The following is a 26,467-nucleotide window of genomic DNA, read 5'->3' as shown; positions in this document are numbered from 1 at the left end:
CTACTACCAGACGTAGGCGAGGACTTCCCCACCCACGCCCTTCTTGGCAGCCTGACGGTCGGTCAAAAGACCTGAAGACGTCGACAAGATGGCGACACCCAACCCACCCAGCACGCTGGGGAGGTTCGTGGACTTTGCGTAAACGCGCAGGCCGGGCTTGGAGATGCGGCGCAGGCCAGCGATTGAACGCTCACGTGCGGGGCCATACTTCAAGTCGATGGTCATCTTCTTGCCAACTTCGGCGTCTTCGACCTTCCAGGCAGTGATGTAACCCTGTGCCTTGAGGATGTCGGCGATATGGCCTTTAAGTTTGCTAAACGGCATGGACACGGTGTCGTGGTGTGCCGAGTTTGCGTTGCGCAGACGCGTAAGCATGTCTGCGACAGGATCTGTCATTGTCATTTGGGCGCTTGCCCTTCCTCGTAACGGTTTCCTTCGCGTAGCGCACCCGCGCCGGCATCAAATGCCGGGACGACGCGCCCGCAGAACGGACCTTTTACGTAGATTATTTATCTTCGGATTTGAACGGGAAGCCAAGTGCCTTGAGGAAGGCACGGCCTTCGTCATCGGTCTTGGCTGTGGTGACGACGGTGATGTCCATGCCGCGGGGGCGGTCAATGGAATCCTGGTCGATCTCGTGGAACATAACCTGCTCGGTCAAGCCGAAGGTGTAGTTGCCGTTGCCGTCAAACTGCTTGCCACTGAGGCCGCGGAAGTCGCGGATACGGGGCAGTGCCAGTGTGACCAAACGGTCCAGGAATTCCCACATGCGGTCCCCACGCAAAGTTGCGTGGCAGCCGATCGGCATGCCTTCGCGCAGCTTGAACTGTGCGATCGACTTGCGGGCCTTGGAAACCTGGGGCTTCTGGCCGGTGATGGCTGTGAGGTCGCGGACGGCGCCATCGATGAGCTTGGAGTCCTTGGCGGCATCTCCAACACCCATGTTGACAACGACCTTGACCAGGCGCGGAACCTGGTTCACGTTCGAGTATTTGAATTCCTCGATCAGGGTCGCCTTGATTTCCGCTGCATAGCGGGTCTTCAGGCGGGGTGTGATCTTGGGTGTGTTCTCTGCAACTGCGGCGCTCATGGCAGGTCCTTCCCCGAGGTCTTGGCAACGCGGACACGTACTTGACGCTCGCGGCCATCGCGCTCAACGGTTTCGATGCGGTAGCCAACGCGAGTCGGCTTCTTCGTGGACGGGTCCACTACAGCAACGTTGGAGATGTGAATGGGTGCCTCGACGGTCTCGATGCCACCAGTGTTGGTGCCACGTTCGGTCTGTCCGGCTTTGGTGTGCTTGGTGACGCGGTTTACACCTTCAACCAACACGCGGTTGGTTTCGTTGTAGACCTTCAGGACCTTGCCCTGCTTGCCACGGTCGCCGCCACGCTCAGCCTTGGCGCCTGTGATGACCTGAACCAGGTCACCCTTCTTGATCTTTGCCATAAGTTACAGCACCTCCGGAGCCAACGAGATGATCTTCATGAATTTCTTGTCACGAAGTTCACGGCCAACCGGGCCGAAGATACGGGTACCGCGGGGGTCCCCGTCAGCCTTGAGAATGACAGCTGCATTCTCATCAAACTTGATGTAGGAACCATCCGCACGGCGGCGTTCCTTCTTGGTGCGAACGATGACAGCCTTGACGACGTCACCCTTCTTTACGTTACCGCCGGGAATTGCATCCTTGACGGTGGCGACAATGGTGTCGCCAATGCCTGCGTAGCGGCGTCCGGATCCACCGAGAACGCGGATGGTCAAGATTTCCTTGGCCCCCGTGTTGTCGGCGATCTTAAGCCGCGACTCCTGCTGAATCACTAGTATCTCCTGTTCGTCGCGCCGGTTCTTGGCCATATATCAGCTATGGACAAGCCTTGCGGAACGTATTGTTCGGGATGTCTCTCGACGCGCCTGGATTTTGCCAAAACACGCCTAAATGCTTCATGCCAAATGCACTTTCCAATCCGGCCAGGTGCATGAAAAAATACGCGGCAGACGGCAGTTTGTAGTGGCACGATGCATTTACGAGGTATTTGCCCACCTGATTCCACCACCGAAAACGGCGGCACGGAAAAGGCGCAGCAATAGACAATCCTAGCACGACGCCGGAACCAATCGTTACGCCGTAAGCCCGCTCAGGCGTTGCCTTCCCCACACCACGGGGTGGTGGAAGGGTTAAACGACGCAGGGCCCGTCACCGCGAACGGTGACGGGCCCTGCGTTTAGTTCACAAGCTCAAGGCAAAGCGTTGAAAATGCTTACTTGGCCTTCTCGATGATCTCCACCAGGCGGAAACGCTTGGTGGCGGACAGCGGGCGGGTCTCACTGATGAGAACCATGTCGCCGATGCCGGCACTGTTCTCTTCGTCGTGGGCCTTGACCTTCTTGTTCCGGCGCAGAACCTTGCCGTACAAGGCGTGCTTTACGCGGTCTTCGACCTCGACGACGATGGTTTTGTCCATCTTGTCGGAGACGACGTAGCCACGCATCTTCTTGCGCTCGCCACGAACCACAGCCGTGGCGCCTTCTTCAATGTTGTCTACAGAATCGCTCACTTGGCGTCCTCCTCAGATTCTTCAGCCTTCTTGGAGGCCTTCTTGGCTTCCTTGTCAGCCTTCTTGGAGGCCTTCTCCACGGGTGCAGCGGCAACGACGTCCGGGCGAATGCCCAGCTCGCGCTCACGCAGCACTGTGTAGATACGGGCGATGTCGCGCTTTACAACGCGCAAGCGACCGTGGCTTTCCAGCTGGCCAGTGGCTGACTGGAAACGCAGGTTGAACAGTTCTTCTTTAGCCTTGCGGAGTTCTTCAACAAGACGAGCATTGTCGAACCCGTCAAGCTGTGCAGGGGCAAGTTCCTTGGAACCAACTGACATCTCTACTCACCACCTTCGCGACGCACAATGCGTGCTTTCAACGGCAGCTTGTGGATTGCCAGGCGCAATGCCTCGCGTGCTACCTCTTCTGATACACCGGAGAGTTCAAAGAGAACACGGCCGGGCTTGACATTCGCGATCCACCACTCGGGCGAACCCTTACCGGAACCCATGCGGGTTTCAGCAGGCTTCTTCGTCAAGGGACGGTCAGGGTAGATGTTGATCCACACCTTTCCGCCACGCTTGATGTGACGAGTCATGGCGATACGAGCGGACTCGATCTGACGGTTGGTCACGTATGCCGGGGAGAGAGCCTGAATGCCCCACTCACCGAACGAAACCACGGTGCCGCCAGTAGCCTGACCCGTACGACCGGGGTGGTGCTGCTTACGGTGCTTTACTCGACGTGGGATAAGCATTTAAGCCTCTCCTCCTTCTGCTGCCGGGGCTGCAGCTGCCGGAGCCTCAACTGCGGCCGGAGCCTCAGTGCGCTCGTTGCGGTCGTTGCGACGACGGTCGCCACCGGCACGGGGGCCGCGGGCACCGCGGTCGTCACCGTCACGGCGGGGGCCGCGGCCACGTGCAGGAGCAGCGGCTGCCTGAGCAGCCAGTTCCTTACTCGTGACGTCGCCCTTGTAGATCCAGACCTTGACACCAATGCGGCCGAACACGGTCTTGGCTTCGAAGAAGCCGTAATCGATGTTGGCGCGCAGGGTGTGCAGGGGCACACGACCTTCGCGGTAGAACTCGGTGCGTGACATTTCAGCGCCACCCAAGCGACCGGCACAAGCGACACGGATGCCCTTGACGCTGCCAGTGCGCTGTGCGGACTGCATAGCCTTCTTCATCGCGCGGCGGAAAGCCACACGGCTAGTAAGCTGCTCTGCGATGCCCTGGGCAACAAGCTGAGCGTCTGCTTCCGGGTTCTTGACTTCCAGGATGTTCAGCTGAACCTGCTTGTCGGTGAGCTTTTCGAGCTCGCCGCGGATGCGGTCTGCTTCGGCTCCACGGCGACCGATAACAATTCCGGGGCGTGCGGTGTGGATATCCACACGTACACGGTCACGGGTGCGCTCGATCTCAACCTTGGAAATGCCGGCGCGATCCATGCCCGTTGACATGAGTGCGCGGATCTGGATGTCTTCTTTTACGAAGTCCTTGTACCGCTGGCCGGGCTTGTTGCTGTCCGCGAACCAATGTGAACGGTGATCCGTGGTGATCCCGAGACGGAAACCGTGCGGGTTTACTTTCTGTCCCACTTAGCGAGCCTCCTCTTTCTCGGGGGTAGCGACAACCACGGTTACGTGGCTTGTACGCTTCTTGATCTGAAATGCACGGCCCTGTGCTCGCGGCTGGAACCGCTTCATCGTGGGGCCTTCGTCAACGAAGATTTCGCTGATGTACAGATCATTTTCATTGAACGCGATGCTGTCGCGATCTGCCAGAACGCGGGCGTTAGCCACTGCGGACTGGACTACCTTGAATACCGGCTCCGAAGCTGCCTGGGGGGCAAACTTCAAAATCGCCAATGCCTCATTCGCCTGCTTGCCACGAATCAGGTTGACGACGCGCCGGGCCTTCATAGGCGTGACGCGCAGATGACGCGCACTTGCCTTGGCTTCCATTGCTATCTCTCTCTCGTCTTAGCCGTAAAGTCAAGCGCCTTAGCGGCGCTTGCCCTTACGGTCGTCCTTGACATGGCCGCGGAATGTCCGCGTGGGGGCGAATTCGCCGAGCTTGTGCCCGACCATCGACTCAGTAACAAACACGGGAATGTGCTTGCGACCATCGTGCACGGCGATCGTGTGACCCAGCATGTCCGGGATGATCATCGAGCGGCGGGACCAGGTCTTAATGACGTTCTTGGTACCCTTATCGTTTTCCCTAGCTACCTTTACAAAGAGGTGCTGGTCAACGAAGGGACCCTTTTTCAGGCTACGTGGCATGTCTCCAGGCTCCTATCGCTTGTTCTTGCCAGTACGGCGGCGACGAACAATCAGCTTGTCGCTCTCTTTGTTGGGACGGCGGGTACGGCCTTCGCGCTTACCGTTCGGGTTGACCGGGTGACGTCCACCGGAGGTCTTGCCTTCACCACCACCATGAGGGTGATCAACAGGGTTCATGACAACACCGCGGACGGTCGGGCGAACGCCCTTCCAGCGCATACGGCCAGCCTTACCCCAGTTGATGTTGGACTGCTCAGCGTTTCCAACTTCGCCGATGGTCGCGCGGCAGCGCGCATCAACGTTGCGGATTTCACCGGAGGGCAGACGCAGCTGGGCGAACTTGCCTTCCTTGGCGACGAGCTGAACCGAAGCACCAGCGGAACGAGCCATCTTGGCACCGCCACCGGGACGCAGCTCCACAGCGTGGATAACAGTACCCACGGGGATGTTGCGCAACGGAAGGTTGTTGCCAGGCTTGATGTCAGCAGCCGCACCGGCTTCGACAAAGTCGCCCTGATTGAGCTTGTTCGGAGCAATGATGTAACGCTTGGTGCCATCAACGTAGTGCAGGAGGGCAATGCGCGCCGTGCGGTTGGGATCGTATTCGATCTCAGCTACGCGGGCGTTGACGCCATCCTTGTCGTGACGACGGAAGTCAATCAGGCGGTACTGGCGCTTGTGGCCACCACCCTTGTGACGAGTCGTGATACGACCAGTGTTATTGCGGCCACCCTTTTTGGGCAGGGGACGGACCAGAGACTTCTCCGGCGTCGACCGCGTGATTTCTGTGAAGTCGGCAACGCTCGAGCCGCGACGGCCCGGGGTTGTCGGCTTATATTTACGGATTCCCATAGTATATTTCCTCGTTAAAGTGGTCTCCGCTTATGAAAGCGGACCGCCGAAGATGTCGATCGTGCCCTCGCGGAGAGAGACGATTGCGCGCTTGGTGTTCTTGCGCTGTCCCCATCCGAACTTGGTGCGCTTGCGCTTACCGGCACGGTTGATGGTGTTGATCGAGTCGACCTTGACGGAGAAGATTTTCTCCACGGCCAGCTTGATCTCGGTCTTGTTCGAGCGTGGGTCGACCAGGAAGGTGTACTTACCTTCGTCGATCAAGCCGTAGCTCTTTTCCGAGACGACGGGTGCAAGCACTACGTCGCGCGGATCCTTGATGGTGACGGCGCTCACTTGGCGTCCTCCTCGATCGTCTGGGCAGCTTCGCCGCCGGCGGGAACAAAGCCTGCAGCCTTGGCTTCCTCAACCGTTGCGAACCAGGCCTCGGCCACAGTGGCGTCGTACCAGCGTGAACCAGGCACGTGGTACTTCATGGAGTCCTTGTTGCCCTTGATGGTGCCTTCGGCGCCTTCAACAGCTTCTTCGGAACCCGACGCGTCAACAACCAGCAGGCTGGAAGCGAAAGCTTCAGCAGCTGCGCGGCCCGAGACAAAAGCCTCGTAGGCAGCCTGGGTGAAGACGATGTCATCGGAGATCAGCACGTCGTAGGTGTTGAGCTGGTCAACATACAGAACGTGAAGATCCGTGATGTTGCGAACGCTCAACGCGGCAACATCATTGGCGCGCTCGATGACAACAAGCACGTTCTTGCGCGAGGTCACGGCGGCCAAAGTAGCCTTTGCAGCCTTGGTGGACGGCTTGATGCCGGCAACCAGTTCAGCCACAACATGGATACGGCCGTTGCGTGCGCGGTCAGACAGGGCGCCGCGCAGTGCAGCAGCCTTCATCTTCTTGGGGGTGCGCTGGCTGTAGTCGCGAGGGGTGGGACCGTGGACAACGCCACCGCCGGTCATGTGAGGGGCGCGGATGGAACCCTGACGGGCACGGCCGGTACCCTTCTGTGCGAACGGCTTGCGGCCTGCACCGGATACTTCGGCGCGGGTCTTGGTCTTGTGGGTACCCTGGCGGGCAGCAGCGAGCTGAGCGACGACAACCTGGTGCAACAACGGCACGTTGGTCTGTACGTCGAAGATCTCTGCAGGCAGGTCAACCTTTACAGTAGCCATTTACTTATGCTCCCTTCACGGCGGTGCGTACGAGTACGACCGAGCCGCGGGCGCCGGGGACGGCACCCTTGATCAGCAGCAGCGACTTCTCGGCGTCAACACCGTGAACCGTGAGGTTCATGGTGGTTACGCGCTCGGCACCCATACGGCCTGCCATGCGCATACCCTTGAAAACGCGGCCAGGGGTGGACGCGCCACCGATGGAACCGGGCTTGCGGTGGTTCTTGTGTGCACCGTGTGAGGCCGGGGCGCCGTGGAAGCCGTGACGCTTCATGACACCGGCAAAGCCCTTACCCTTTGAAGTACCGACGACGTCGACCTTCTGGCCGGCTTCGAAGATCTCAACTGAGAGCTCCTGGCCGAGTGAGTAAGTGTCGGCATCTGCGGTGCGCAGCTCGACGACGTGGCGGCGAGGCGTTACGCCTGCCTTTTCGAAGTGACCAGCCAAAGGCTTGGTGACCTTGCGGGGATCGATCTGGCCGTAGCCGATCTGAATCGCTACATAGCCATCAACTTCTGCGTTGCGCAGCTGGGTGATGACGTTGGAGTCGGCCTGGACGACAGTTACAGGAACAAGCAAGTTGTTCTCGTCCCAGACCTGGGTCATGCCGAGCTTCGTGCCCAGGATGCCCTTAGTGTTTCGGGTCGCGGTCATAGTTTCTCAGCACCTCCCTACAGTTTGATTTCGATGTTCACGTCGGCCGGCAAGTCGAGACGCATAAGCGAATCCACTGCCTTGGGCGTGGGATCAATGATGTCGATCAGACGCTTGTGCGTGCGCATTTCAAAGTGCTCGCGGCTGTCCTTGTACTTGTGAGGTGAACGAATTACACAGTAAATGTTCTTCTCGGTGGGCAGCGGCACGGGGCCTACTACCGTTGCGCCTGCGCGCGTGACCGTCTCAACGATCTTCCGGGCTGAAACATCAATGACCTCGTGGTCATATGACTTCAGCCGGATGCGGATTTTTTGTCCCGCCATGGCGTCGTGACTCTCTTTCCTGTAACGAAGCATCCTAATAAGGAGCGATGCTGTTGACGTAAACGCTGTTTACTTTTCCTGTTCAAATGTGGCGATTCCAGCCACGCTCCCAATGAACTGAATCCGGATAAATCCGGGTTCCTCAATCCATCGAAGCTCCGACCCCCGCGGTCGGGCGTGTCGTAATAATTTACGCACGGACCCGCACCTCATTGCGAAGGATTGGTTATGTTTGGGCTTTAGCTTGGACCCTGCATCGAGCATTATCTCGACCGGGACACGAAAAAGCACTTGAACAACTCAATAAGTATGCCGGATTCTGCGCCATTGCGCCAATCGGGGCTGGCATGAGAATGGCTGCGTGCACCCCTACTTCCCCTGATTCGGCGCCCTCACGGCAGCCTTGAGGAGCATGAGATGCAACCCACGTGAGTAAAGTCACCGCAAGCGGCGGGTGCACGCAGTCCCGGCTGCGCACTCATGGCTGCCTTGCTGGTGGTGCCCATCGTGTTGACACTCGAGTACATGCTCGTCGTCATGGCTGCGTTGCTGCTGTGGGGTTACGGCTGTTGTTGTTCCTGGGGCACTGCGGGCGGCTGGTTCGGCAACGGCGGACGAGGGTTACCAGCGTCGGGCTTCTTGCGGTTTAGCCGCCAGATGGCGAAGGCAATGAGTGCCAAGGCCAGCAGGGCGAGAAGGAGGTAGGTGAATCCCCGCAGATACCAGAGCACGCCCGTGGCCACACCGATGGCGCCCCAGACGGTGAAGACACGTTCGTCAAGGGTCATCCCCACCACCAGTAGGGCCGCGAAAACCACCAGGGAGAGAACCTGCTGCACCGGTTCCCCGCTGAAGATGGTGGTGAATGCGCCCACGCTGGCAAAGGCTGCCGCTCCCATGAGCAGTGCCTTGCCGGTTTTCTGCCGCTCCCCCACGTACCGGATCACGGCCAAGGCACCCAGTGCTAGGGCACACCATTGGATGGCCCAGAACATGCCCAGGTCAAGGTAACTGTTGCAGGCCCAGAACCACACGACCGCTCCGGAGACAATGCCTGCATCGACGCATGCCTTGCGGCGGGTGGCTGGCGCCTCGAAACAAGCAAGTACGGCGACAACCGTGTAGGCGGCGGCACCGAGCAGCACCGTCTGGTGGTCGAGGATGGCCCACAAGGCGAAAATTGCCCCTCCTCCAATCGCCGTGCCGATAACGCTGTAGAGCTCTACGGGCCTGTCTTGGTCAGCGTCCAACAGCAGCAAACGGAGCACGTACAAGACACCGACAACCGCTCCATACCCTGCAAGTGCCGACACACCGGGCTGGCCGGTGGATTCCAGCACCTGGGCGCCGAAGAGTACCGCGGCAAAGAAGAAGAGAACCGAAGCCGGCAAAGCCACCCAGGCCTTCTTGATCACGTGACCTGCAAGAATCAGGGCCAGTGCCACCACGGCCCACATCGCGGCAAACAGTCCAACACGGGCGTCGCCGTCGACCACCGGGGCGGTCAGCAGGAAGCATCCCGTGGCCACGAGCCAGTACCAGGACATTTCCGGAGTCCGGGGAGTGCTGAGGCAGCGCCTCGCGATCACGGCCAGGCACAGGGCCAAGAGTATGAGCGCGGTGGTGCCAGGGCGCAGAAGCGGCGCAACGACGGCTGCCGCACCCATGATGGCCACGATCGCCAGATATGAAGCCCCTCATTGCTTCAGCCAGGATTGGGCTGCAAGTGCCGTGCCGGCCAGCACGGCCAGCTCCAGCGCAACCAACCAGCGGGCTGCTGATCCAGCAGGTGTCCAGCCGCCCCCGGCAACGTAGTAGGACACCGGCAGCGCGAGCTGGGCAGCCAACACGAGCCACAGGCTCGGCTGCAGAAGGTTCGGCGCACCTACCGCAGCATTGACACGGGCAGTTCTTGTCGCAAGGAATTGCATCAACACTTGAAGCAACAATGTTGCCGTGACAGCCAGCGAAAGCACGGTCGCGTCGCCGGTGAGTTCCCTGACCACCACCGCGACGAGGACCGTTGCAGCCGCTCTGGCCAACAGGAAGTACCTGCTCCTCGCCATGAGCGTGTGGGCCGCAGCAGCCACGAATGCCCACGCAGCAACCGCAATTGCCATGACAATGATCAGTACCGGCCGGTGTCCGGTGCACGCCAACGCCACAACAATCAGTGCCGTCGGTGGCGCCCATCTCACTGCCAGCAGCGGCTGGCGCCGGGTTTCTCCCGCCATGGTGAGCCCGGAAACGGCCGCTGCAGCAAGGCCAACGGCAACCATGGTTGTCCAGCGCCCTCCCCCACCGCCGATGGACACTGCCATTGACAGACCAACAACAGCTGCCAGTGAAACACAAAGATCCGCCGACAGCCCCCTGATGGCGCTGCCGCGCGCCAGCACAAGAAGCAAAATCAGCAATTGCGGCACCAACGCCACCAGCATGACGTGGCCAAGCCCCACCCGCATCCCGGCAACTTGCGTCATCGGATCAAATTCCTGCCACAGCTGGAACAACGCCACGGTCAGTAGAAGTGACACCACACGGCTCCCCCACCAGTAGAGCCAGCGGTGCAGCTGTGCGCTCTGACGACCAATCAGTGCCGCGGCCACGATGAGGTAGGCAGCTGCCAAGGCCCAGGCAAGGCTTGCACCCCCGGCGTGCAGGACCGGTCCTGCGCAAAGTGCAGCCACAACTAGGTACGACGGCGCCAGCAGCTCACCAGCTCGGTACGTCACGGTCCGGGTGGCAGAAGGCTCCGTGCTTGAAGCAGACGCTACCGTGCGTGGCCGCATGGGGAGTGAATAGGATGCCGCAGCCGCACCCATGGCAGCAGCCGCCAAAACGTATTGCAGCTGCAGCAGTGACAGGCCAGCCACCAAGCGGCCCGTTGGCCCCTCCACGAACCATTGGGTCGCCGACAAGGCGACCACCAGGACAGTGCCAACGGCGGCCCAACCGACGGCAGACCATCGTGTCACAGGATTGGCTGCAGCAAGCTTGGACAGCAGGGCATCAGCAAGCAGCTGCAGGGCTGCAAGGACGGCCACAACAGTGACGATAAGCTCCGTTTTGCCGGGGTTAGCTGGAAGCACTGCAGCTAGGCCTGCTGCCACGAGAGCAACCACGAGGAATCGCGATATGACCATCATGGCCCGTCTGAGGACGATTCCGTTTCCGGAGAAATACCTGATCACCGCGTAGCCCAGGGCAACACCCATCAGGACGGTCCAATCAATGGCTTCAAGGAAAGGCGAGCACAGCACTACGGCCCCGGCCGCGGGAAGTGGCAGCCATTCCCCGCGGGGCATGAAAGCAGGGACAAGGGCCATGGCAGCAATCAAGCCAACGCCCACCCCAACAGCGTCCGCCAATGACCAAGAGCCTGCTGTGCCGGTGTTGCTGAAGAACTCCGCCACGCTCCACACGAATGCGCCAGCGGACATGAGTGGAACACTCATGTAGATGTCCCGCCGTACCCATGCGGCATGGCCAAGAAGTTTGGAGAGCGGCACTTGTGTGTAGGCACCTGCAAGTAGCTGAAGGGCCAGCACTGTGGTAAATGCCGCGGCTGCCCATACCGGTTCAGGCTGGATCATCCAGCCAAAGAACGGGGCGGCCAGCGTTAGCGAGAGCCGGAATCCCACGTAGTTGTAGCGACTGTATCTCTTGGTCGAGGTGACGATCATGACAGCGTAGTAAAACGCGCCTGCAACGAGCACCAGGGCATGGTCCGCAGCGTTCAGGGCCAGACCAAGGACAAGTGAGCCAACTAGGCCAACAGGAGCGAACCATGGGCCGAGTTCAGCAAAAACTCTGGCATACAGAGTGCTCGTGCTGCCGGCGACGGACACGGACCCGCGGCGCTGGAGCAAGTGCCCCATGAGCCCCAGCACTGCAGCAAAGATGATCAGGGCCGTGAAGTACCAGGCAAGCGCCGCCCCCATGATGGCCACTGAGGACCACGCCGTGGACAGCAGGAAAGCCATGGATACATAAACCACTAGGCGACTGCGCAAGCGTACTGCGGCGTATATATAGGCCACTGTGCCGATGAGCGACGTCGCCAGCCATACAGCCGGTGCATCAGGAAAGCCCAGGTTGTAAGTGGCCACACCCGCAAACGGAATGATGGCCAGGGCGGTGCCAGTAAAGGCGACAGCCGCCGGTTTGAGCTTGATTGCCCTACCGTGGAGCAGCAAACCCGCACCGTAGAAAAGTGCCGTGCCCAGCCAAATACCCACCAGCCGCGCTGTCACGGGAAGGCTGCTGCCCACAAACAATGCAGCAGCGGCCACCATGAGAAGGCTTGCCACATAGAGCGTTATGTTGATGTTCTGCGTTTCCCGCTTGAGTTTCCTGGTGGCCATGGTAGTTGGATCGGCCAGGGGGGCTTTCCCGGACCGTGGCGACTGCTGCTGTGGCAACTGCTGCCACTGTGGCGGTTGCTGCGGGTAGTGTGGCATCGGCATTGGCGGCTGCGGAGCCGCCAGTTCAGACGCTCTTTGTTGGGGAACCTGCTGCTCCGGAGCGTACCGCCTTGGAGGCTGCATAATCTCAGCAATCCTGCCGCCAGTCGCGTGTACAGCCGCCTGTGCAGCGAGGGCGTCTTTCCAACCCGCAAGGTGCCCGTCCAGATATCCCTGACGGTAGGCTTCACCGGTCATGGCAAGCTGCGCTGGTTGGGCGGGTATTTCTGGTTGTTGTTGCTGGCTCATGCGCTTCCCCTACGAACATTGAGTTCCCAGCCTATGGCAGGAACCGCAGCATCAAGTCATTTAGACCATCGAATGTACAAAATAGACTTTTACTACTTTGTCAGCCAGACACGCAAGAAGGGTCCCAGCCTAAGCTGGGACCCTTCTTGCGAACTACAAGTATGTCAGAGACTACTTGATGATCTTGGTGACACGACCTGAACCAACGGTGCGGCCGCCTTCGCGGATAGCAAAGCCGAGGCCTTCTTCCATGGCGATCGGCTGGATCAGCGCGACAGTCATTTCGGTGTTGTCGCCAGGCATAACCATTTCCGTGCCCTCAGGCAAGGTGATGACGCCGGTAACATCCGTGGTGCGGAAGTAGAACTGCGGGCGGTAGTTGGAGTAGAACGGGTTGTGACGCCCGCCCTCATCCTTGGCCAAGATGTAGACGTTGGCTTCGAAATCGGTGTGCGGGGTAATGGAACCCGGCTTCACGATAACCTGGCCACGCTCTACATCTTCGCGCTTGATACCGCGGAGCAGCAGACCACAGTTCTCGCCGGCCCAAGCCTCGTCGAGCTGCTTGTGGAACATTTCGATACCGGTAACCGTGGTCTTCTGAACCGGACGGATGCCGACAATCTCAATTTCAGAGTTGATCTTCAGGGTTCCACGCTCGGCGCGGCCCGTCACAACAGTTCCACGGCCGGTGATGGTGAAGACATCTTCAACCGGCATGAGGAACGGCTTGTCCTTGTCGCGGATCGGGTCCGGAACGTGGTTGTCCACGGCGTCCATCAGGTCCTCAACGGACTTGACCCACTTGGGGTCCCCTTCCAGTGCCTTCAGGCCGGACACGCGGATAACCGGTGCCTCGTCGCCGTCGAAGCCCTGTGAGGAGAGGAGTTCGCGAACTTCCATCTCGACCAAGTCGAGAAGTTCTTCGTCGTCGACCATGTCGGACTTGTTCAGTGCTACCAGCAGGTAGGGAACGCCAACCTGGCGTGCCAGCAGAACGTGCTCGCGAGTCTGGGCCATCGGGCCGTCAGTCGCAGCAACCACCAGGATAGCGCCGTCCATCTGGGCAGCACCGGTGATCATGTTCTTGATGTAGTCAGCGTGACCGGGGGCGTCTACGTGTGCGTAGTGGCGCTTCTCGGTCTGGTACTCAACGTGGGAGATGTTGATCGTGATACCGCGCTGCTTCTCCTCGGGAGCCGAGTCGATGGAGCTGAAATCACGCTGCTCGTTGAGTGCCGGGTACTTGTCGTAAAGTACCTTGGAAATGGCAGCCGTCAACGTGGTCTTACCATGGTCAACGTGACCGATGGTGCCGATGTTAACGTGCGGCTTGGTCCGCTCGAACTTTGCCTTCGCCACGGGTTCCTCCTAGAACATTTTTCAGATGACTTACTCTCAGCAACGCTATTCGTCGCCGAAATCCATAGTAAGTCTACTGGGGGCTTTTGATATTTAAGAAATTACTGCTGCTTGGGCCTGCTACAGCATAAAGCGCAGCAACAGGCCCAAGCTAAGTGCGACTACTCGCCGCGAGCCTTCTGGATGATTTCGTCGGCTACTGCCTTCGGAACCTCAGAGTAGCTGTCGAACTTCATCGAGTACACTGCGCGGCCCTGGGTCTTGGAACGCAGATCGCCGATGTAACCGAACATGCCGGACAAGGGAACAAGAGCCTTGATGACCTTGACACCGCTTGCGTCCTCCATGGACTGCATCTGGCCACGACGTGAGTTAATGTCACCGATTACTTCACCCATGTATTCCTCAGGGGTGCGGACTTCAACTTCCATCAACGGTTCAAGCAGAACCGGGTTGGCCTGCCGAGCGGCTTCCTTGAACGCCATGCGACCGGCGATCTTGAAGGCCATTTCGGAAGAGTCAACATCGTGGGACGCGCCGTCAAGCAACGTAGCCTTAATGCCAACCATCGGGTAGCCCGCCAGCACGCCGTCAGGCAGTGCGGACTGGATGCCCTGGTCAACGCTGGGGATGTATTCACGAGGAACACGGCCACCGGTGACTTTATTCTCAAACTCGTACAGCTCGCCGTCCGCAGTATCCAGAGGCGCAATGGCGATCTGGATCTTGGCGAACTGGCCTGAGCCACCGGTCTGCTTCTTGTGTGTGTAGTCAAACTTCGCTACAGCGCGCTTGATGGTTTCGCGGTAAGCAACCTGCGGCTTGCCAACGTTGGCTTCAACGTTGAATTCGCGACGCATGCGGTCCACCAGGATGTCCAAGTGAAGCTCACCCATGCCGCCGATTTCGGTCTGGCCGGTGTCCTCGTTGAGGTTGACGGTAAACGTCGGGTCCTCAGCGGAGAGTTTCTGGATAGCCGTGGACAGCTTCTCCTGGTCACCCTTGGTCTTCGGCTCGATGGCAACGAAGATCACGGGATCGGGGAAGGTCATCGACTCAAGCACGATCGGGTTGGCCGGGTCGCACAAAGTGTCCCCGGTGGTGGTGTCCTTGAGGCCGATCACCGCGTAGATGTGGCCCGCGTGGACCTCACTTACCGGCATTTCCTTGTTGGCATGCATCTGGAAGAGCTTACCAATGCGTTCCTTTTTCTGCTTTGTTGAGTTCAACAGCTGCGTACCGGGAGTTGCCTTGCCGGAGTACACGCGGATGAAGTTCAACTGGCCGAAGAACGGGTGCGTTGCGATCTTGAAGGCAAGTGCCGAGAACGGCGCTTCCTCGCTGGGCTCGCGGCTGAGCTCAATTTCCTCGTTGCGGGGATCGTGACCGATCATCGCGCCAACATCCAACGGGTTCGGCAGGTAGTCGATGACAGCATCGAGCATAGGCTGCACGCCGCGGTTCTTGAACGCTGAACCACAGAATACCGGGTAGATCTCCGAGTTCACGGTGAGCTTGCGAATGCCAGCTTTGAGTTCAGCAATCGAAGGCTCTTCGCCCTCGAGGTACTTCTCCATGAGCTCTTCTGAAGCCTCAGCAGCGGCCTCAACAAGGGCGGCACGGTACTCTTCAGCCTTTTCCTGAAGATCCGCAGGGATCTCCTTGACTTCGTAGTTGGCACCCATGGTGACATCACCCTTGGAGTCGCCGGCCCAAACAAAGGCCTTCATCGACAGCAGGTCGACGACACCGATGAACTCGCTCTCAGCACCGATCGGCAACTGCATAACGAGGGGCTTGGCACCCAAACGGCTGACGATGGTGTCCACGGTGTAGTAGAAGTCGGCCCCGAGCTTGTCCATCTTGTTCACGAAGCAAATGCGCGGAACATTGTACTTGTCGGCCTGACGCCAAACAGTCTCAGACTGCGGCTCCACGCCTTCCTTGCCGTCGAAAACTGCGACAGCACCGTCGAGCACACGCAAGGAGCGCTCAACTTCAACTGTGAAGTCAACGTGGCCGGGGGTGTCAATGATGTTGATCTGATTGTTGTCCCAGAAGCAAGTCACGGCGGCGCTCGTGATGGTGATGCCGCGTTCCTTTTCCTGTTCCATCCAGTCAGTCGTCGAAGCACCATCGTGCGTCTCGCCGAGCTTGTGGTTCACACCCGTGTAGAACAGGATGCGCTCAGTTGTAGTGGTCTTGCCAGCATCAATGTGAGCCATGATGCCAATATTGCGAACCTTGTTAAGGTCTGTAAGCACGTCCTGTGCCACGGTTTCTCCCTTTTCTAGAGATGAGCGAGAAGGTTGCCGGCGGGATCGCCGCCAGCAACCTGATAGCTCTAGTTACCAGCGGTAATGGGCGAAAGCCTTGTTGGACTCTGCCATCTTGTGAGTGTCTTCACGACGCTTGACAGCGGCACCAAGACCGTTGGAGGCATCCAGAACTTCGTTGCGCAGACGCTCGGTCATGGTCTTCTCGCGGCGAGCCTTCGAGTAACCAACCAACCAGCGAAGAGCCAGAGCCGTCTGACGACCCGGCTTGACCTCAACCGGAACCTGGTAGGTGGCGCCACCAACACGGCGGGACTTGACCTCAAGGCTGGGCTTGATGTTTTCCATGGCCTTCTTCAAGGCAACAACGGGATCAGCACCGGTCTTCTCGCGAACACCTTCAAGGGCACCGTAAACGATGCGCTCTGCGGTTGACTTCTTGCCGTCAACGAGGACCTTGTTGATCAGCTGCGTGACCAACGGGGAGCCGTATACGGGATCTACAACTAGCGGCCGCTTAGGGGCCGGACCCTTGCGAGGCATATTACTTCTTCTCCATCTTTGCACCGTAGCGGCTGCGAGCCTGCTTGCGGTTCTTAACGCCCTGGGTATCCAATGCGCCGCGGACGATCTTGTAGCGAACACCCGGAAGGTCCTTAACACGGCCTCCACGAACAAGCACGATGGAGTGCTCCTGGAGGTTGTGGCCTACACCGGGGATGTAAGCGGTGACTTCCACGCCACCGTTAAGGCGCACACGTGCGACCTTACGCAAAGCCGAGTTCGGCTTCTTCGGGGTGGTTGTGTAAACGCGCGTGCAAACGCCGCGACGCATGGGGCTGCCCTTCAATGCGGGAGCCTTGGTCTTGGTGACCTTGGGTGTCCGGCCCTTTCGGACCAGCTGGTTAATCGTAGGCACTTTCGTGTTCTCCGTTGTCTTCTCGAGAGTTTTCTCGTGTCGCTTGCCCTGCCGGCACAATGAAGTTGCCTTTGAGGGAAAGCCGTTTACTGGTAGCCGCAGACTGGGCGACTTCACAGCGCCTAGGCATGCAAAAATGTGGCATTTGCTGTACAAGAACCGTACAACCCGGACCCGCATCCACTTTCCACGCCTAAGCGAAGGAAAGCTGACACTCTTATCCACTGCCACACTAACAATTATTTATTACGTTACCACGGCTTGGTTCCCGTACACGAATCGACGGCTCCAAAGCCTTGACACTGAAAGCACATGGGCGCAATGTTCTAAGTACCCCACGACCCCGCGGACCGCATCAACAGCCTGCAGAGCCTCACATGCGGGGCGTTCGAGCGGCAAAGCGTGGTGCATCATGGCTGATGCGGATTTGGTCCTTGAAGGTGGCGGAGTCAAGGGCTCCGGCCTGGTCGGGGCGGTGACGGCTCTGGCAGAGCACAGCGACCCCTACACATTCCACCGAGTGGCCGGAACATCAGCCGGCGCCATCGTGGCGGGTTTTCTGTCAGCTGGCATGAGCGCCACCGACATCAAGAGCGTCATGGACGCCCTTGACTTCTCCCAGTTTGAGGACGAGGCAGGCTTCATGGGCCACATCCCCGGGGTTGGCCAGGCCACGGGACTGCTCTTCCACGAAGGACTGTTCCAGGGTGGTTTCATGCACGACTGGCTGTGCGAGACGCTATCTGCGCACGGGGTCAGGACGTGGGCGGATCTAAAAGACGATGACCCCGGCAGCGCGCTGCCGCCGAACCAGCGGTACAAGCTGGTGGTGGTCGTCTCCGATGTTTCACGCGGCCTGATGTTGCGGTTGCCGTGGGACTATCAGCCGCTGCTGGGAATCGATCCTGATTCACAGCTTGTGGCCGACGCCATCAGGGCCTCCGCCTCCATCCCCTTCTTTTTTCGGCCCTGGAAGATGACCGCAAACCAAGAGGCGACCGGGCACAGCCAAATCCTGTGCGTCGATGGCGGCCTGCTCTCCAACTTCCCGATGGGCATCTTTGACCGGCATGACGGCCAGGGCTCACGCTGGCCCACCATTGGTGTGAAGCTTGCCGCCCAGACGACGATCCGCACCGAAGACTGGAACCCGAACAACAGCAATGTCCAACTAGCCAAGTCACTGCTAGGCACCATGATGGGCGCCCACGACAGCGCTTATGTCAATGATCCACAGGCAGCCTCGCGAACGATCTTCGTCAATACCACCCCTTACAAGGCCACCGACTTCCACCTGACCGCCGAAGACAAGGGCAACTTGTTCACCAAGGGCCGGCAAAGCGGGGAAAAGTTCCTGACCACCTGGGATTGGCAGAAGTGGCAGGCCGGGGACTACAGCTAGCCGGCGATTGCGTAACGTGCCTTAAATGCGCGACGGCGGCTGGCTGGCTTCGCAGTGAAGCCGGCCAACCGCCGGATCGTTGCCTCCCAAACCTCGCAAGCTCGGTTCGGGACCTTCGGCAACCCTCTTATCGCACTATCTTGGTGCTAGCCGGAGAAGTTGGTGCCCAAGTCGTAGTCATCCAGGGGGATGGCACGGAACTCGGCGCCCAGTTCTCCTACGCCGCCCACGTAGTCAAAGTCGCTGAATGCGCTCGGACCGGTGAACAGGTTGGCTTTGGCTTCTTCCGTGGGCTCCACCGTGACGTTGGTGTAGCGCGGAAGGCCGGTGCCGGCGGGGATCAACTTACCGATGATCACGTTCTCCTTCAGACCCAACAACGGGTCCGACTTCCCTTCCATGGCCGCCTGCGTCAGAACGCGGGTGGTTTCCTGGAAGGATGCAGCGGAGAGCCACGACTCGGTAGCCAAGGAGGCCTTGGTGATACCCATCAGCTCGTTACGGCCTGATGCAGGCTTCTTGCCCTCGGACACAACGCGACGGTTTTCCGTCTCGAAGCGGCCGCGCTCGGCAAGCTCGCCCGGCAGCAGCTTCGAGTCGCCGGACTCGATGACCGTGACGCGGCGAAGCATCTGGCGGACAATAACCTCGACGTGCTTGTCGTGGATACCCACACCCTGGCTGCGGTATACGCGCTGAACTTCCTCAACGAGGTGCTTCTGAGCGGCGCGCGGGCCGAGGATACGCAGAACCTGCTTGGGGTCAACCGCACCCACAATGAGCTTCTGTCCAACTTCAACATGCTCTCCGTCAGCAACCTGCAGACGTGCACGCCGCAGAACCGGGTAAGCGATCTCCTCGGTGCCGTCGTCCGGCGTCAGGATCAAACGCATGGTCTTCTCGGACTCATCAATGTTGATGCGACCGGCAGCTTCTGCGATCGGAGCGACACCCTTGGGGGTGCGTGCTTCGAACAGCTCCTGGATACGGGGCAGACCCTGGGTGATGTCCTCGCCACGGCTGGCCGAAACTGCACCACCGGTGTGGAAGGTACGCATGGTCAGCTGCGTGCCGGGCTCACCAATGGACTGTGCGGCGATAATGCCTACGGCCTCACCGATGTCCACGGTTTTTCCGGTGGCCAAGGAACGGCCATAGCAAAGCGCGCAAGTACCAACAGTTGACTCACAGGTGAGTACTGAACGGACCTTGATCTCCTCAATGCCGGCTGCGAACAACTTGGCAATGAGGACGTCTCCAACATCGTCGCCGGCAGCGGCGAGTACGTTGCCGCTGGAGTCGAGGACCTCGGAAGCCAAGGTACGGGCGTAAACGCTGTTCTCGACTTCCTCATGCAACACGATCTCGCCCATGGCGTTGACCACTGCGATCGGCAGGGTCAGTCCACGCTCAGTGCCACAGTCGTCTTCACGAACAATGACATCCTGTGACACGTCGACGAGGCGACGGGTCAGGTAACCGGAGTTTGCCGTACGTAGAGCTGTGTCAGCCAGACCCTTACGGGCACCGTGGGTGGCAATGAAGTATTCCAGAACCGACAGGCCCTCACGGTAGGAGGACTTGATCGGGCGAGGAATAATTTCACCCTTGGGGTTGGCCACAAGGCCACGGATACCGGCTATCTGGCGAACCTGCATCCAGTTACCACGGGCACCTGAAGAAACCATCCGGTTGATCGTGTTGGACGCGGCAAATGATGCCCGCATCGACTCAGCAATCTCGTTGGTGGCCTGGTTCCAGATGTCAATGAGCTCCTGGCGGCGCTCATCGTCAGCAATCAAACCCTTGTCGTACTGGGCCTGGACCTTGGCGGCCTTGACCTCGTAGCTTTCAAGGATGGCCGGTTTTGACTTCGGCACCTCGATGTCGGAGATGGCAACTGTGATGCCTGATCGGGTTGCCCAGTAGAAACCGGCATCCTTCAGGTTATCCAGTGTGGCTGCCACAACAACCTTGGGGTAGCGCTCGGCGAGGTCGTTGACGATCTCGGAGAGCTGTCCCTTGTCTGCAACTGCTTCAACCCACGGGTAGTCGGCAGGCAGGGTGTCATTGAAGATGACCTGTCCCAGCGACGTGTCGATGATGGCAGAGTTGCCTGCCTCGAAGCCTTCCGGGCCCTTGCGCTCAGCGCCGGGAATGAAATTCTTCAAGCGGATCTTGACCTGTGAGTTCAAGTGCAGCTCACCGGCGTCGTAGGCCATGACAGCCTCAGCCGAAGTGGAGAACACACGGCCTTCGCCGACAGAACCTTCACGCTTGGTGGTCAAGTGGTACAGGCCGATGATCATATCCTGTGACGGCAAGGTCACGGGGCGTCCATCGGAAGGCTTCAAGATGTTGTTCGAGGACAGCATCAGGATACGGGCCTCAGCCTGTGCCTCGGGGCTCAGCGGCAGGTGAACTGCCATCTGGTCGCCGTCGAAGTCAGCGTTGAAAGCACCACAAACCAGCGGGTGAAGCTGAATTGCCTTACCTTCAACAAGCTGCGGCTCGAACGCCTGAATACCCAAACGGTGCAGGGTTGGTGCACGGTTCAGCAACACCGGGTGTTCGGTGATGATTTCTTCGAGAACATCCCACACCTGGGGACGGAAACGCTCCACCATACGCTTAGCGCTCTTGATGTTCTGGGCATGGTTCAGGTCAACCAGGCGCTTCATTACGAACGGCTTGAAGAGTTCCAGAGCCATCTGCTTGGGCAGACCACACTGGTGCAGCTTAAGCTGGGGGCCAACGACAATAACCGAACGGCCCGAGTAGTCAACGCGCTTTCCCAGAAGGTTCTGGCGGAAACGACCCTGCTTGCCCTTGAGCATGTCAGAGAGGGACTTCAACGGACGGTTACCCGGCCCAGTGACGGGACGGCCACGACGGCCGTTGTCGAACAGCGAGTCCACAGCTTCCTGCAGCATGCGCTTTTCGTTGTTGACAATGATCTCCGGAGCACCCAAGTCAAGCAGGCGCTTGAGCCGGTTGTTGCGGTTGATCACACGACGGTACAAATCGTTCAAGTCCGAGGTGGCGAAACGGCCACCGTCGAGCTGAACCATGGGGCGCAGTTCCGGCGGGATGACCGGGACGGCGTCCAGGACCATGCCCAGCGGGCTGTTGTTGGTTGTCAGGAATGCGTTGACGACCTTCAGGCGCTTCAGGGCACGCGTCTTGCGCTGGCCCTTGCCGTTGGCGATGATGTCGCGAAGGATCTCCGCTTCACCGGCCATGTCAAAGGTCTCAAGGCGGCTCTTGATGGCTTCGGCACCCATGGCACCTTCGAAGAACATGCCGTAGCGGTCACGCAATTCGCGGTACAGGGCTTCGTCGCCTTCAAGATCGGCAACCTTCAGGGCCTTGAAACGGTCCCAAACCTGCTCGAGGCGGTCAATGTCAGCGTCGGCGCGCTTACGCACGTTCGCCATCTGACGGTCCGCGGAGTCGCGGGCCTTCTTCTTGTCGCTGGCCTTGGCGCCTTCGCCTTCCAGGCGTGCAATCTCACCTTCAAGATTGCGGGCAATCGTGGCGATGTCGCTGTCACGAGTGTCCACCATCTGCTTCTTCTCAAGGTCGTGCTCGACCTGAAGGTTCGGCAGTTCAGCATGGCGGGCTTCGTCGTCAACACTGGTGATCATGTAAGCGGCGAAGTAGATAACCTTTTCAAGGTCCTTCGGCGCCAGATCCAAGAGGTAACCCAAGCGCGAGGGGACGCCCTTGAAGTACCAGATGTGCGTGACGGGTGCTGCCAGCTCAATGTGGCCCATGCGCTCACGGCGCACCTTAGCGCGGGTGACTTCAACGCCACAACGCTCACAGATGATGCCCTTGAAGCGCACGCGCTTGTACTTGCCGCAGTAGCATTCCCAGTCGCGTGAAGGTCCAAAGATCTTCTCGCAGAACAGGCCGTCTTTTTCCGGCTTGAGCGTGCGGTAGTTAATAGTTTCCGGCTTCTTGACTTCGCCGTGGCTCCAGTCGCGAATATCTGTCGCGGTGGCCAGGCCAATCTGCATACTGCCGAAGGAGGATTCGCTGGACATATGGGTCCTGTTCTCTCTAATTCTCTAAGTCTGAATGTCTAGGCGGGGTACGGGAAGAAGTGAATGTTCGACGGCGGTGGGTTGGCCGCCGCCGACTCACTAAACTTCTTCGACAGAGTTCGGCTCGGCCCGTGACAGGTCGATGCCCAACTCCTCCGCGGCCCGGAAGACTTCTTCATCCGAGTCACGCATCTCAATCGTGGCACCGTCTGCGGAAAGGACTTCCACGTTCAGGCACAGCGACTGCATTTCCTTGATCAGAACCTTGAACGATTCCGGGATTCCCGGTTCCGGGATGTTCTCGCCCTTGACGATGGCTTCGTAAACCTTCACGCGGCCGTGGATGTCATCGGACTTGATCGTCAGCAATTCCTGCAGCGTGTAGGCAGCACCGTACGCTTCAAGGGCCCAAACTTCCATCTCACCAAAGCGCTGGCCACCGAACTGGGCCTTACCGCCCAAGGGCTGCTGGGTGATCATGGAGTACGGTCCGGTGGAGCGGGCGTGAATCTTGTCATCCACCAAGTGGTGGAGCTTCAAGATGTACATGTAGCCCACCGAAACCGGGTCCGGGAACGGCTCGCCGGAGCGACCGTCGAACAGGCGTGTCTTACCGCTGGAATCGATCAGGCGTTCGCCGTCGCGGGTCACATTGGTGGAATCGAGCAGGCCGGTGATTTCCGAGTCACGGGCACCGTCGAACACCGGAGTGGCAACCTTCGTTTGACCGGATTCGCGTGGCAGGTTGGGAAGGTTCTGGATCCAGTCCGGCTCGCCCTCAACCTTCCAGCCGGTCTTGGCAACCCACCCAAGGTGAATTTCCAGTACCTGGCCAACGTTCATGCGGCCAGGAACACCCAGCGGGTTCAACACGATGTCAACGGGCGTGCCGTCAGCAAGGAAGGGCATGTCTTCGATCGGGAGGATCTTGGAAATAACACCCTTGTTGCCGTGACGGCCGGCAAGCTTGTCACCGTCGGTGATCTTGCGCTTGTTGGCAACGTAGACGCGCACCAGCTGGTTGACGCCGGGGGGCAGGTCATCTTCGGAATCGCGGTCAAAGACACGGACGCCGATGACGGTTCCGGACTCGCCGTGCGGAACCTTCAAGGACGTGTCGCGAACTTCACGGCTCTTCTCACCGAAGATGGCACGGAGCAGGCGCTCCTCCGGAGTCAGTTCGGTTTCACCCTTGGGGGTGACCTTGCCAACCAGGATGTCGCCGGCTTCAACCTCGGCACCGATGTGGATGATGCCGCGCTCGTCCAAGCCGGCCAGGATTTCCTCGGAAACGTTCGGGATGTCCCGGGTAATTTCCTCAGCACCAAGCTTCGTGTCGCGGGCGTCGATCTCATGCTCTTCGATGTGGATGGAAGACAGCACGTCTTCAGCAACAATGCGCTGCGAAAGAATGATGGCATCCTCGTAGTTGTGGCCTTCCCAGGACATGAAGGCCACCAGCAGGTTCTTGCCCAAGGCAAGCTCGCCCATGTCCGTTGCCGGACCGTCAGCGATGATCCCGCCAACTTCCAGGCGCTGGCCCTCTGAGGCCAGAACACGCTGGTTGTAGGCCGTTCCCTGGTTTGAACGCTGGTACTTGGCGATCGGGTAGCTGATCTCCGTGCCGTCGTCGTTCAACATGACCACGACGTCGGCGGAAACTTCCGAAACCACACCGGCCTTCTTGGCGATGACAACGTCTCCGGCGTCAACGGCAGTCGCGCGCTCCATGCCGGTACCCACAAACGGGGCCTCTGAACGGACCAGCGGAACGGCCTGACGCTGCATGTTCGCACCCATCAGGGCGCGGTTGGCGTCATCGTGCTCGAGGAACGGAATCAGGGCGGTTGCCACGGACACCATCTGTCGCGGGGATACGTCCATGTACTCGACCTCGTCGGCCGGGATCAGGACAGGCTCGCCGCCACCACCGCGCTGGCGGACCAGAACGGATTCTTCCTCGAAGTGGTTGTTGGCATCGAGCGGCGCGTTGGCCTGGGCGATAACAACTTCCATCTCGTCGTCAGCCGTCAGGTAGTCAACTTCGTCGGAAACGAAGCCGTCCTTGACACGGCGGTACGGCGTCTCGATGAAACCGAACGGGTTGATGCGTCCGTAGGAAGCCAAAGAACCAATAAGGCCAATGTTCGGGCCTTCAGGGGTTTCAATGGGGCACATACGGCCGTAGTGCGACGGGTGAACGTCTCGAACTTCCATGCCTGCACGGTCACGGGACAAGCCGCCCGGGCCCAGAGCGGACAGGCGGCGCTTGTGCGTCAGACCGGCCAGCGGGTTGTTCTGATCCATGAACTGTGAGAGCTGGGAAGTTCCGAAGAACTCCTTGATGGCAGCCACAACGGGACGGATGTTGATCAGGGTCTGCGGCGTGATCGCTTCGACGTCCTGAGTGGTCATGCGCTCACGGACAACGCGCTCCATGCGGGAAAGGCCCGTGCGGACCTGGTTCTCGATGAGCTCGCCAACCGCGCGGATGCGGCGGTTGCCGAAGTGGTCAATGTCATCGACGTCAACGCGCAAGTCAACCTCGGCGCCGTCGCGGGTGCCCTTGGTGGTCTTGTTGCCTGCATGCAGGGCTACAAGGTACTTGATCATGGCGACGATGTCGTCGACACTGAGCACCGAGGCGTTGGGGTCGCTCAACGGCAGGTCAATGCCAAGCTTGCGGTTGATCTTGTAACGGCCAACCTTGGCCAGATCGTAGCGCTTGGAGTTGAAGTACAGGTTGTGCAGCAATGCATCGGCAGCGTCAACGGTGGGCGGCTCACCCGGGCGCAGCTTGCGGTAGATGTCCAGGAGGGCATCTTCACGGCCGGTGGTGGCATCCTTTTCCAAGGTGGCGCGGATCGAGTCGAACTCGCCGAACTCTTCCAAGATCTGGCCTTCGGTCCAGCCGAGGGCCTTCAGCAGAACAGTGACGGACTGCTTGCGCTTGCGGTCGAGGCGGACGCCGACCTGGTCGCGCTTGTCAATCTCCAGCTCAAACCATGCACCACGCGAGGGGATGATCTTGGCGGTGAAGATTTCCTTGTCACTGGTCTTGTCCGCGGTACGCTCAAAGTAAGCACCCGGTGAACGGACCAGCTGCGAAACAACAACACGCTCGGTGCCGTTGATGACGAAGGTGCCCTTGTTGGTCATGAGCGGGAAATCGCCCATGAAGACGGTCTGTTGCTTGATTTCACCGGTCAAGTTGTTCATGAACTCGGCCTTGACATACAACGGCGCGGCGTATGTGGCGTCGCGGTCCTTGCACTCGTCAACGGTGAACTTGGGGTCAGAGAATTCCGGCTCCGTGAAGGACAGGGACATGGTGCCCTGGAAATCCTCAATGGGAGAGATTTCTTCAAAGATGTCGGACAGACCGGATGTGACGGCCACACTGTCATCGCCAGCATTCACGGCGGTCTGCATGCGGTCCTGCCAGCGCCCATTACCTACGAGCCAGTCAAAGCTCTCGGTCTGGAGTGCAAGCAGATTCGGCACGTCAAGCGGCTCATGAATCTTTGCGAATGAGAGGCGACTCTTCGCACCATCGGTGCTGTTTGAATCGATAGCGGTTGCAGCGTTATTTACATTAGAGGTGCTCGAGGCGACCAAGAGGGATCCTTCCACAGACCTGCAGGCTTGTTCTTACGCCCCTCACCCGATTCACACCTAGTCATCAAACCGGGTGGAACGCTGGCCAGAACTGTCTTGGAAAGCGCAACAAGCTGACAATTTCTGTCGGCTGCTGCGTGCTGTCCTTGACTCCTGACCGATACAAAGCCCACCGCTATATGAAGGCTGAAGGTTAAGAGGGATACGCAAAGATCTACTCTACAGTCATATATACCCGCGTGTCTACCCCAGGAACGGATAAACCGCAAGTATGGACTTGGGGTGTGGTGTATTTCCCTG

Annotated in this window: 23 protein-coding genes and 1 pseudogene; 1 reads left to right on the top strand and 23 read right to left on the bottom strand. The window is 59.3% G+C overall.

Annotation, left to right across the window (positions count from 1 at the left end; genetic code table 11):
• Positions 1 to 3 precede the first annotated feature (3 nt).
• The 21 genes and pseudogenes from rpsH to rpsL all read right to left on the bottom strand — a co-directional run bounded on the left by rpsH (position 4) and on the right by rpsL (position 17,098).
• Entirely contained in the window at positions 4 to 402 is a 399-nt protein-coding gene (gene rpsH, locus JMA46_RS01495) for a 30S ribosomal protein S8 (RefSeq protein WP_207343527.1), read from the bottom strand.
• A gap of 103 nt (positions 403 to 505) precedes the next feature.
• A complete protein-coding gene (gene rplE / locus JMA46_RS01490; protein WP_207343526.1) occupies positions 506 to 1,090 on the bottom strand; it encodes a 50S ribosomal protein L5 in 585 nt (194 codons plus the stop codon).
• Positions 1,087 to 1,449, bottom strand: a complete 363-nt coding sequence (gene rplX / locus JMA46_RS01485; RefSeq protein ID WP_207343525.1) for a 50S ribosomal protein L24 — start codon at positions 1,447 to 1,449, stop codon at positions 1,087 to 1,089. Before rplX ends, rplE begins: the two co-directional genes overlap by 4 nt.
• 3 nt (positions 1,450 to 1,452) lie before the next feature.
• Complete coding sequence (rplN, locus tag JMA46_RS01480) at positions 1,453 to 1,821, bottom strand: 50S ribosomal protein L14 (protein WP_044576718.1); 369 nt, start codon at positions 1,819 to 1,821, stop codon at positions 1,453 to 1,455.
• A 440-nt stretch (positions 1,822 to 2,261) separates the two neighbouring features.
• Positions 2,262 to 2,492, bottom strand: a complete 231-nt coding sequence (gene rpsQ, locus JMA46_RS01475) for a 30S ribosomal protein S17 (RefSeq protein WP_207343631.1) — start codon at positions 2,490 to 2,492, stop codon at positions 2,262 to 2,264.
• A 62-nt stretch (positions 2,493 to 2,554) separates the two neighbouring features.
• Positions 2,555 to 2,878, bottom strand: a complete 324-nt coding sequence (rpmC, locus tag JMA46_RS01470) for a 50S ribosomal protein L29 (protein ID WP_038464680.1) — start codon at positions 2,876 to 2,878, stop codon at positions 2,555 to 2,557.
• A gap of 2 nt (positions 2,879 to 2,880) precedes the next feature.
• Positions 2,881 to 3,297 carry a 50S ribosomal protein L16 gene (gene rplP / locus JMA46_RS01465; RefSeq protein WP_207343524.1) on the bottom strand — a complete coding sequence of 139 codons (417 nt, stop codon included), beginning with the start codon at positions 3,295 to 3,297 and terminating at the stop codon, positions 2,881 to 2,883.
• Positions 3,298 to 4,137 carry a 30S ribosomal protein S3 gene (rpsC, locus tag JMA46_RS01460; RefSeq protein ID WP_207343523.1) on the bottom strand — a complete coding sequence of 280 codons (840 nt, stop codon included), beginning with the start codon at positions 4,135 to 4,137 and terminating at the stop codon, positions 3,298 to 3,300.
• A complete protein-coding gene (gene rplV / locus JMA46_RS01455; protein ID WP_044576432.1) occupies positions 4,138 to 4,503 on the bottom strand; it encodes a 50S ribosomal protein L22 in 366 nt (121 codons plus the stop codon).
• 39 nt (positions 4,504 to 4,542) lie between these two features.
• Positions 4,543 to 4,824: a 30S ribosomal protein S19 gene (gene rpsS / locus JMA46_RS01450; RefSeq protein WP_011775591.1), complete on the bottom strand. Its 282-nt coding sequence runs from the start codon at positions 4,822 to 4,824 to the stop codon at positions 4,543 to 4,545.
• A gap of 12 nt (positions 4,825 to 4,836) precedes the next feature.
• On the bottom strand, positions 4,837 to 5,676 hold the full coding sequence (gene rplB, locus JMA46_RS01445) for a 50S ribosomal protein L2 (protein WP_207343522.1): 840 nt from the start codon (positions 5,674 to 5,676) through the stop codon (positions 4,837 to 4,839).
• 30 nt (positions 5,677 to 5,706) lie between these two features.
• Entirely contained in the window at positions 5,707 to 6,012 is a 306-nt protein-coding gene (gene rplW / locus JMA46_RS01440) for a 50S ribosomal protein L23 (protein WP_038464693.1), read from the bottom strand.
• A 239-nt stretch (positions 6,013 to 6,251) separates the two neighbouring features.
• Positions 6,252 to 6,845: pseudogene (rplD, locus tag JMA46_RS01435) on the bottom strand (50S ribosomal protein L4); the annotation flags it as partial.
• Between the two features lie 4 nt (positions 6,846 to 6,849).
• On the bottom strand, positions 6,850 to 7,500 hold the full coding sequence (gene rplC, locus JMA46_RS01430; RefSeq protein ID WP_207343520.1) for a 50S ribosomal protein L3: 651 nt from the start codon (positions 7,498 to 7,500) through the stop codon (positions 6,850 to 6,852).
• Positions 7,501 to 7,517: 17 nt separating this feature from the next.
• Positions 7,518 to 7,826: a 30S ribosomal protein S10 gene (gene rpsJ, locus JMA46_RS01425; protein ID WP_038464699.1), complete on the bottom strand. Its 309-nt coding sequence runs from the start codon at positions 7,824 to 7,826 to the stop codon at positions 7,518 to 7,520.
• 560 nt (positions 7,827 to 8,386) lie between these two features.
• The gene (locus JMA46_RS01420) at positions 8,387 to 9,502 is read right to left on the bottom strand and encodes a hypothetical protein (protein ID WP_207343519.1); all 1,116 of its coding nucleotides are present in this window, start codon (positions 9,500 to 9,502) and stop codon (positions 8,387 to 8,389) included.
• A gap of 21 nt (positions 9,503 to 9,523) precedes the next feature.
• Positions 9,524 to 12,193, bottom strand: a complete 2,670-nt coding sequence (locus JMA46_RS01415; protein WP_207343518.1) for a hypothetical protein — start codon at positions 12,191 to 12,193, stop codon at positions 9,524 to 9,526.
• A gap of 519 nt (positions 12,194 to 12,712) precedes the next feature.
• Positions 12,713 to 13,903: an elongation factor Tu gene (tuf, locus tag JMA46_RS01410; RefSeq protein WP_207343517.1), complete on the bottom strand. Its 1,191-nt coding sequence runs from the start codon at positions 13,901 to 13,903 to the stop codon at positions 12,713 to 12,715.
• Between the two features lie 161 nt (positions 13,904 to 14,064).
• Positions 14,065 to 16,179: an elongation factor G gene (gene fusA / locus JMA46_RS01405; protein ID WP_207343516.1), complete on the bottom strand. Its 2,115-nt coding sequence runs from the start codon at positions 16,177 to 16,179 to the stop codon at positions 14,065 to 14,067.
• Between the two features lie 72 nt (positions 16,180 to 16,251).
• The gene (gene rpsG / locus JMA46_RS01400) at positions 16,252 to 16,722 is read right to left on the bottom strand and encodes a 30S ribosomal protein S7 (RefSeq protein ID WP_038464713.1); all 471 of its coding nucleotides are present in this window, start codon (positions 16,720 to 16,722) and stop codon (positions 16,252 to 16,254) included.
• Position 16,723: 1 nt separating this feature from the next.
• On the bottom strand, positions 16,724 to 17,098 hold the full coding sequence (gene rpsL / locus JMA46_RS01395) for a 30S ribosomal protein S12 (RefSeq protein ID WP_038464715.1): 375 nt from the start codon (positions 17,096 to 17,098) through the stop codon (positions 16,724 to 16,726).
• Between the two features lie 412 nt (positions 17,099 to 17,510).
• On the opposite strand from rpsL, the gene JMA46_RS01390 reads away from it, so the two are divergent.
• Entirely contained in the window at positions 17,511 to 18,500 is a 990-nt protein-coding gene (locus tag JMA46_RS01390; RefSeq protein ID WP_207343515.1) for a patatin-like phospholipase family protein, read from the top strand.
• A gap of 146 nt (positions 18,501 to 18,646) precedes the next feature.
• Here JMA46_RS01390 and JMA46_RS01385 read toward each other — a convergent pair whose 3' ends face one another.
• Both JMA46_RS01385 and rpoB read right to left on the bottom strand, forming a co-directional pair.
• On the bottom strand, positions 18,647 to 22,549 hold the full coding sequence (locus JMA46_RS01385; protein ID WP_207343514.1) for a DNA-directed RNA polymerase subunit beta': 3,903 nt from the start codon (positions 22,547 to 22,549) through the stop codon (positions 18,647 to 18,649).
• A gap of 99 nt (positions 22,550 to 22,648) precedes the next feature.
• Positions 22,649 to 26,167 (bottom strand): DNA-directed RNA polymerase subunit beta, encoded by a 3,519-nt coding sequence (rpoB, locus tag JMA46_RS01380; RefSeq protein ID WP_207343513.1) that lies wholly within the window; start codon positions 26,165 to 26,167, stop codon positions 22,649 to 22,651.
• Positions 26,168 to 26,467 lie beyond the last annotated feature (300 nt).

The sequence above is a fragment of the Arthrobacter sp. E3 genome, assembly GCF_017353415.1.
Lineage (GTDB): Bacteria > Actinomycetota > Actinomycetes > Actinomycetales > Micrococcaceae > Specibacter.
Note: the sequence above shows the minus strand (reverse complement) of the source record. Positions and strands in the feature narration are given on the sequence as shown.

Bases quoted from the DNA above. Each gene is read 5' to 3' on its own strand.
- rpsH (WP_207343527.1), bottom strand. From the start codon at position 402: ATGACAATGACAGATCCTGTCGCAGACATGCTTACGCGTCTGCGCAAC.
- rplE (WP_207343526.1), bottom strand. From the start codon at position 1,090: ATGAGCGCCGCAGTTGCAGAGAACACACCCAAGATCACACCCCGCCTG.
- rplX (WP_207343525.1), bottom strand. From the start codon at position 1,449: ATGGCAAAGATCAAGAAGGGTGACCTGGTTCAGGTCATCACAGGCGCC.
- rpsQ (WP_207343631.1), bottom strand. From the start codon at position 2,492: ATGCGTGGCTACGTCGTCTCCGACAAGATGGACAAAACCATCGTCGTC.
- rpmC (WP_038464680.1), bottom strand. From the start codon at position 2,878: ATGTCAGTTGGTTCCAAGGAACTTGCCCCTGCACAGCTTGACGGGTTC.
- rplP (WP_207343524.1), bottom strand. From the start codon at position 3,297: ATGCTTATCCCACGTCGAGTAAAGCACCGTAAGCAGCACCACCCCGGT.
- rplV (WP_044576432.1), bottom strand. From the start codon at position 4,503: ATGGAAGCCAAGGCAAGTGCGCGTCATCTGCGCGTCACGCCTATGAAG.
- rpsS (WP_011775591.1), bottom strand. From the start codon at position 4,824: ATGCCACGTAGCCTGAAAAAGGGTCCCTTCGTTGACCAGCACCTCTTT.
- rplB (WP_207343522.1), bottom strand. From the start codon at position 5,676: ATGGGAATCCGTAAATATAAGCCGACAACCCCGGGCCGTCGCGGCTCG.
- rplC (WP_207343520.1), bottom strand. From the start codon at position 7,500: ATGACCGCGACCCGAAACACTAAGGGCATCCTGGGCACGAAGCTCGGC.
- rpsJ (WP_038464699.1), bottom strand. From the start codon at position 7,826: ATGGCGGGACAAAAAATCCGCATCCGGCTGAAGTCATATGACCACGAG.
- JMA46_RS01415 (WP_207343518.1), bottom strand. From the start codon at position 12,193: ATGGCCACCAGGAAACTCAAGCGGGAAACGCAGAACATCAACATAACG.
- rpsG (WP_038464713.1), bottom strand. From the start codon at position 16,722: ATGCCTCGCAAGGGTCCGGCCCCTAAGCGGCCGCTAGTTGTAGATCCC.
- JMA46_RS01390 (WP_207343515.1), top strand. From the start codon at position 17,511: ATGGCTGATGCGGATTTGGTCCTTGAAGGTGGCGGAGTCAAGGGCTCC.
- JMA46_RS01385 (WP_207343514.1), bottom strand. From the start codon at position 22,549: ATGTCCAGCGAATCCTCCTTCGGCAGTATGCAGATTGGCCTGGCCACC.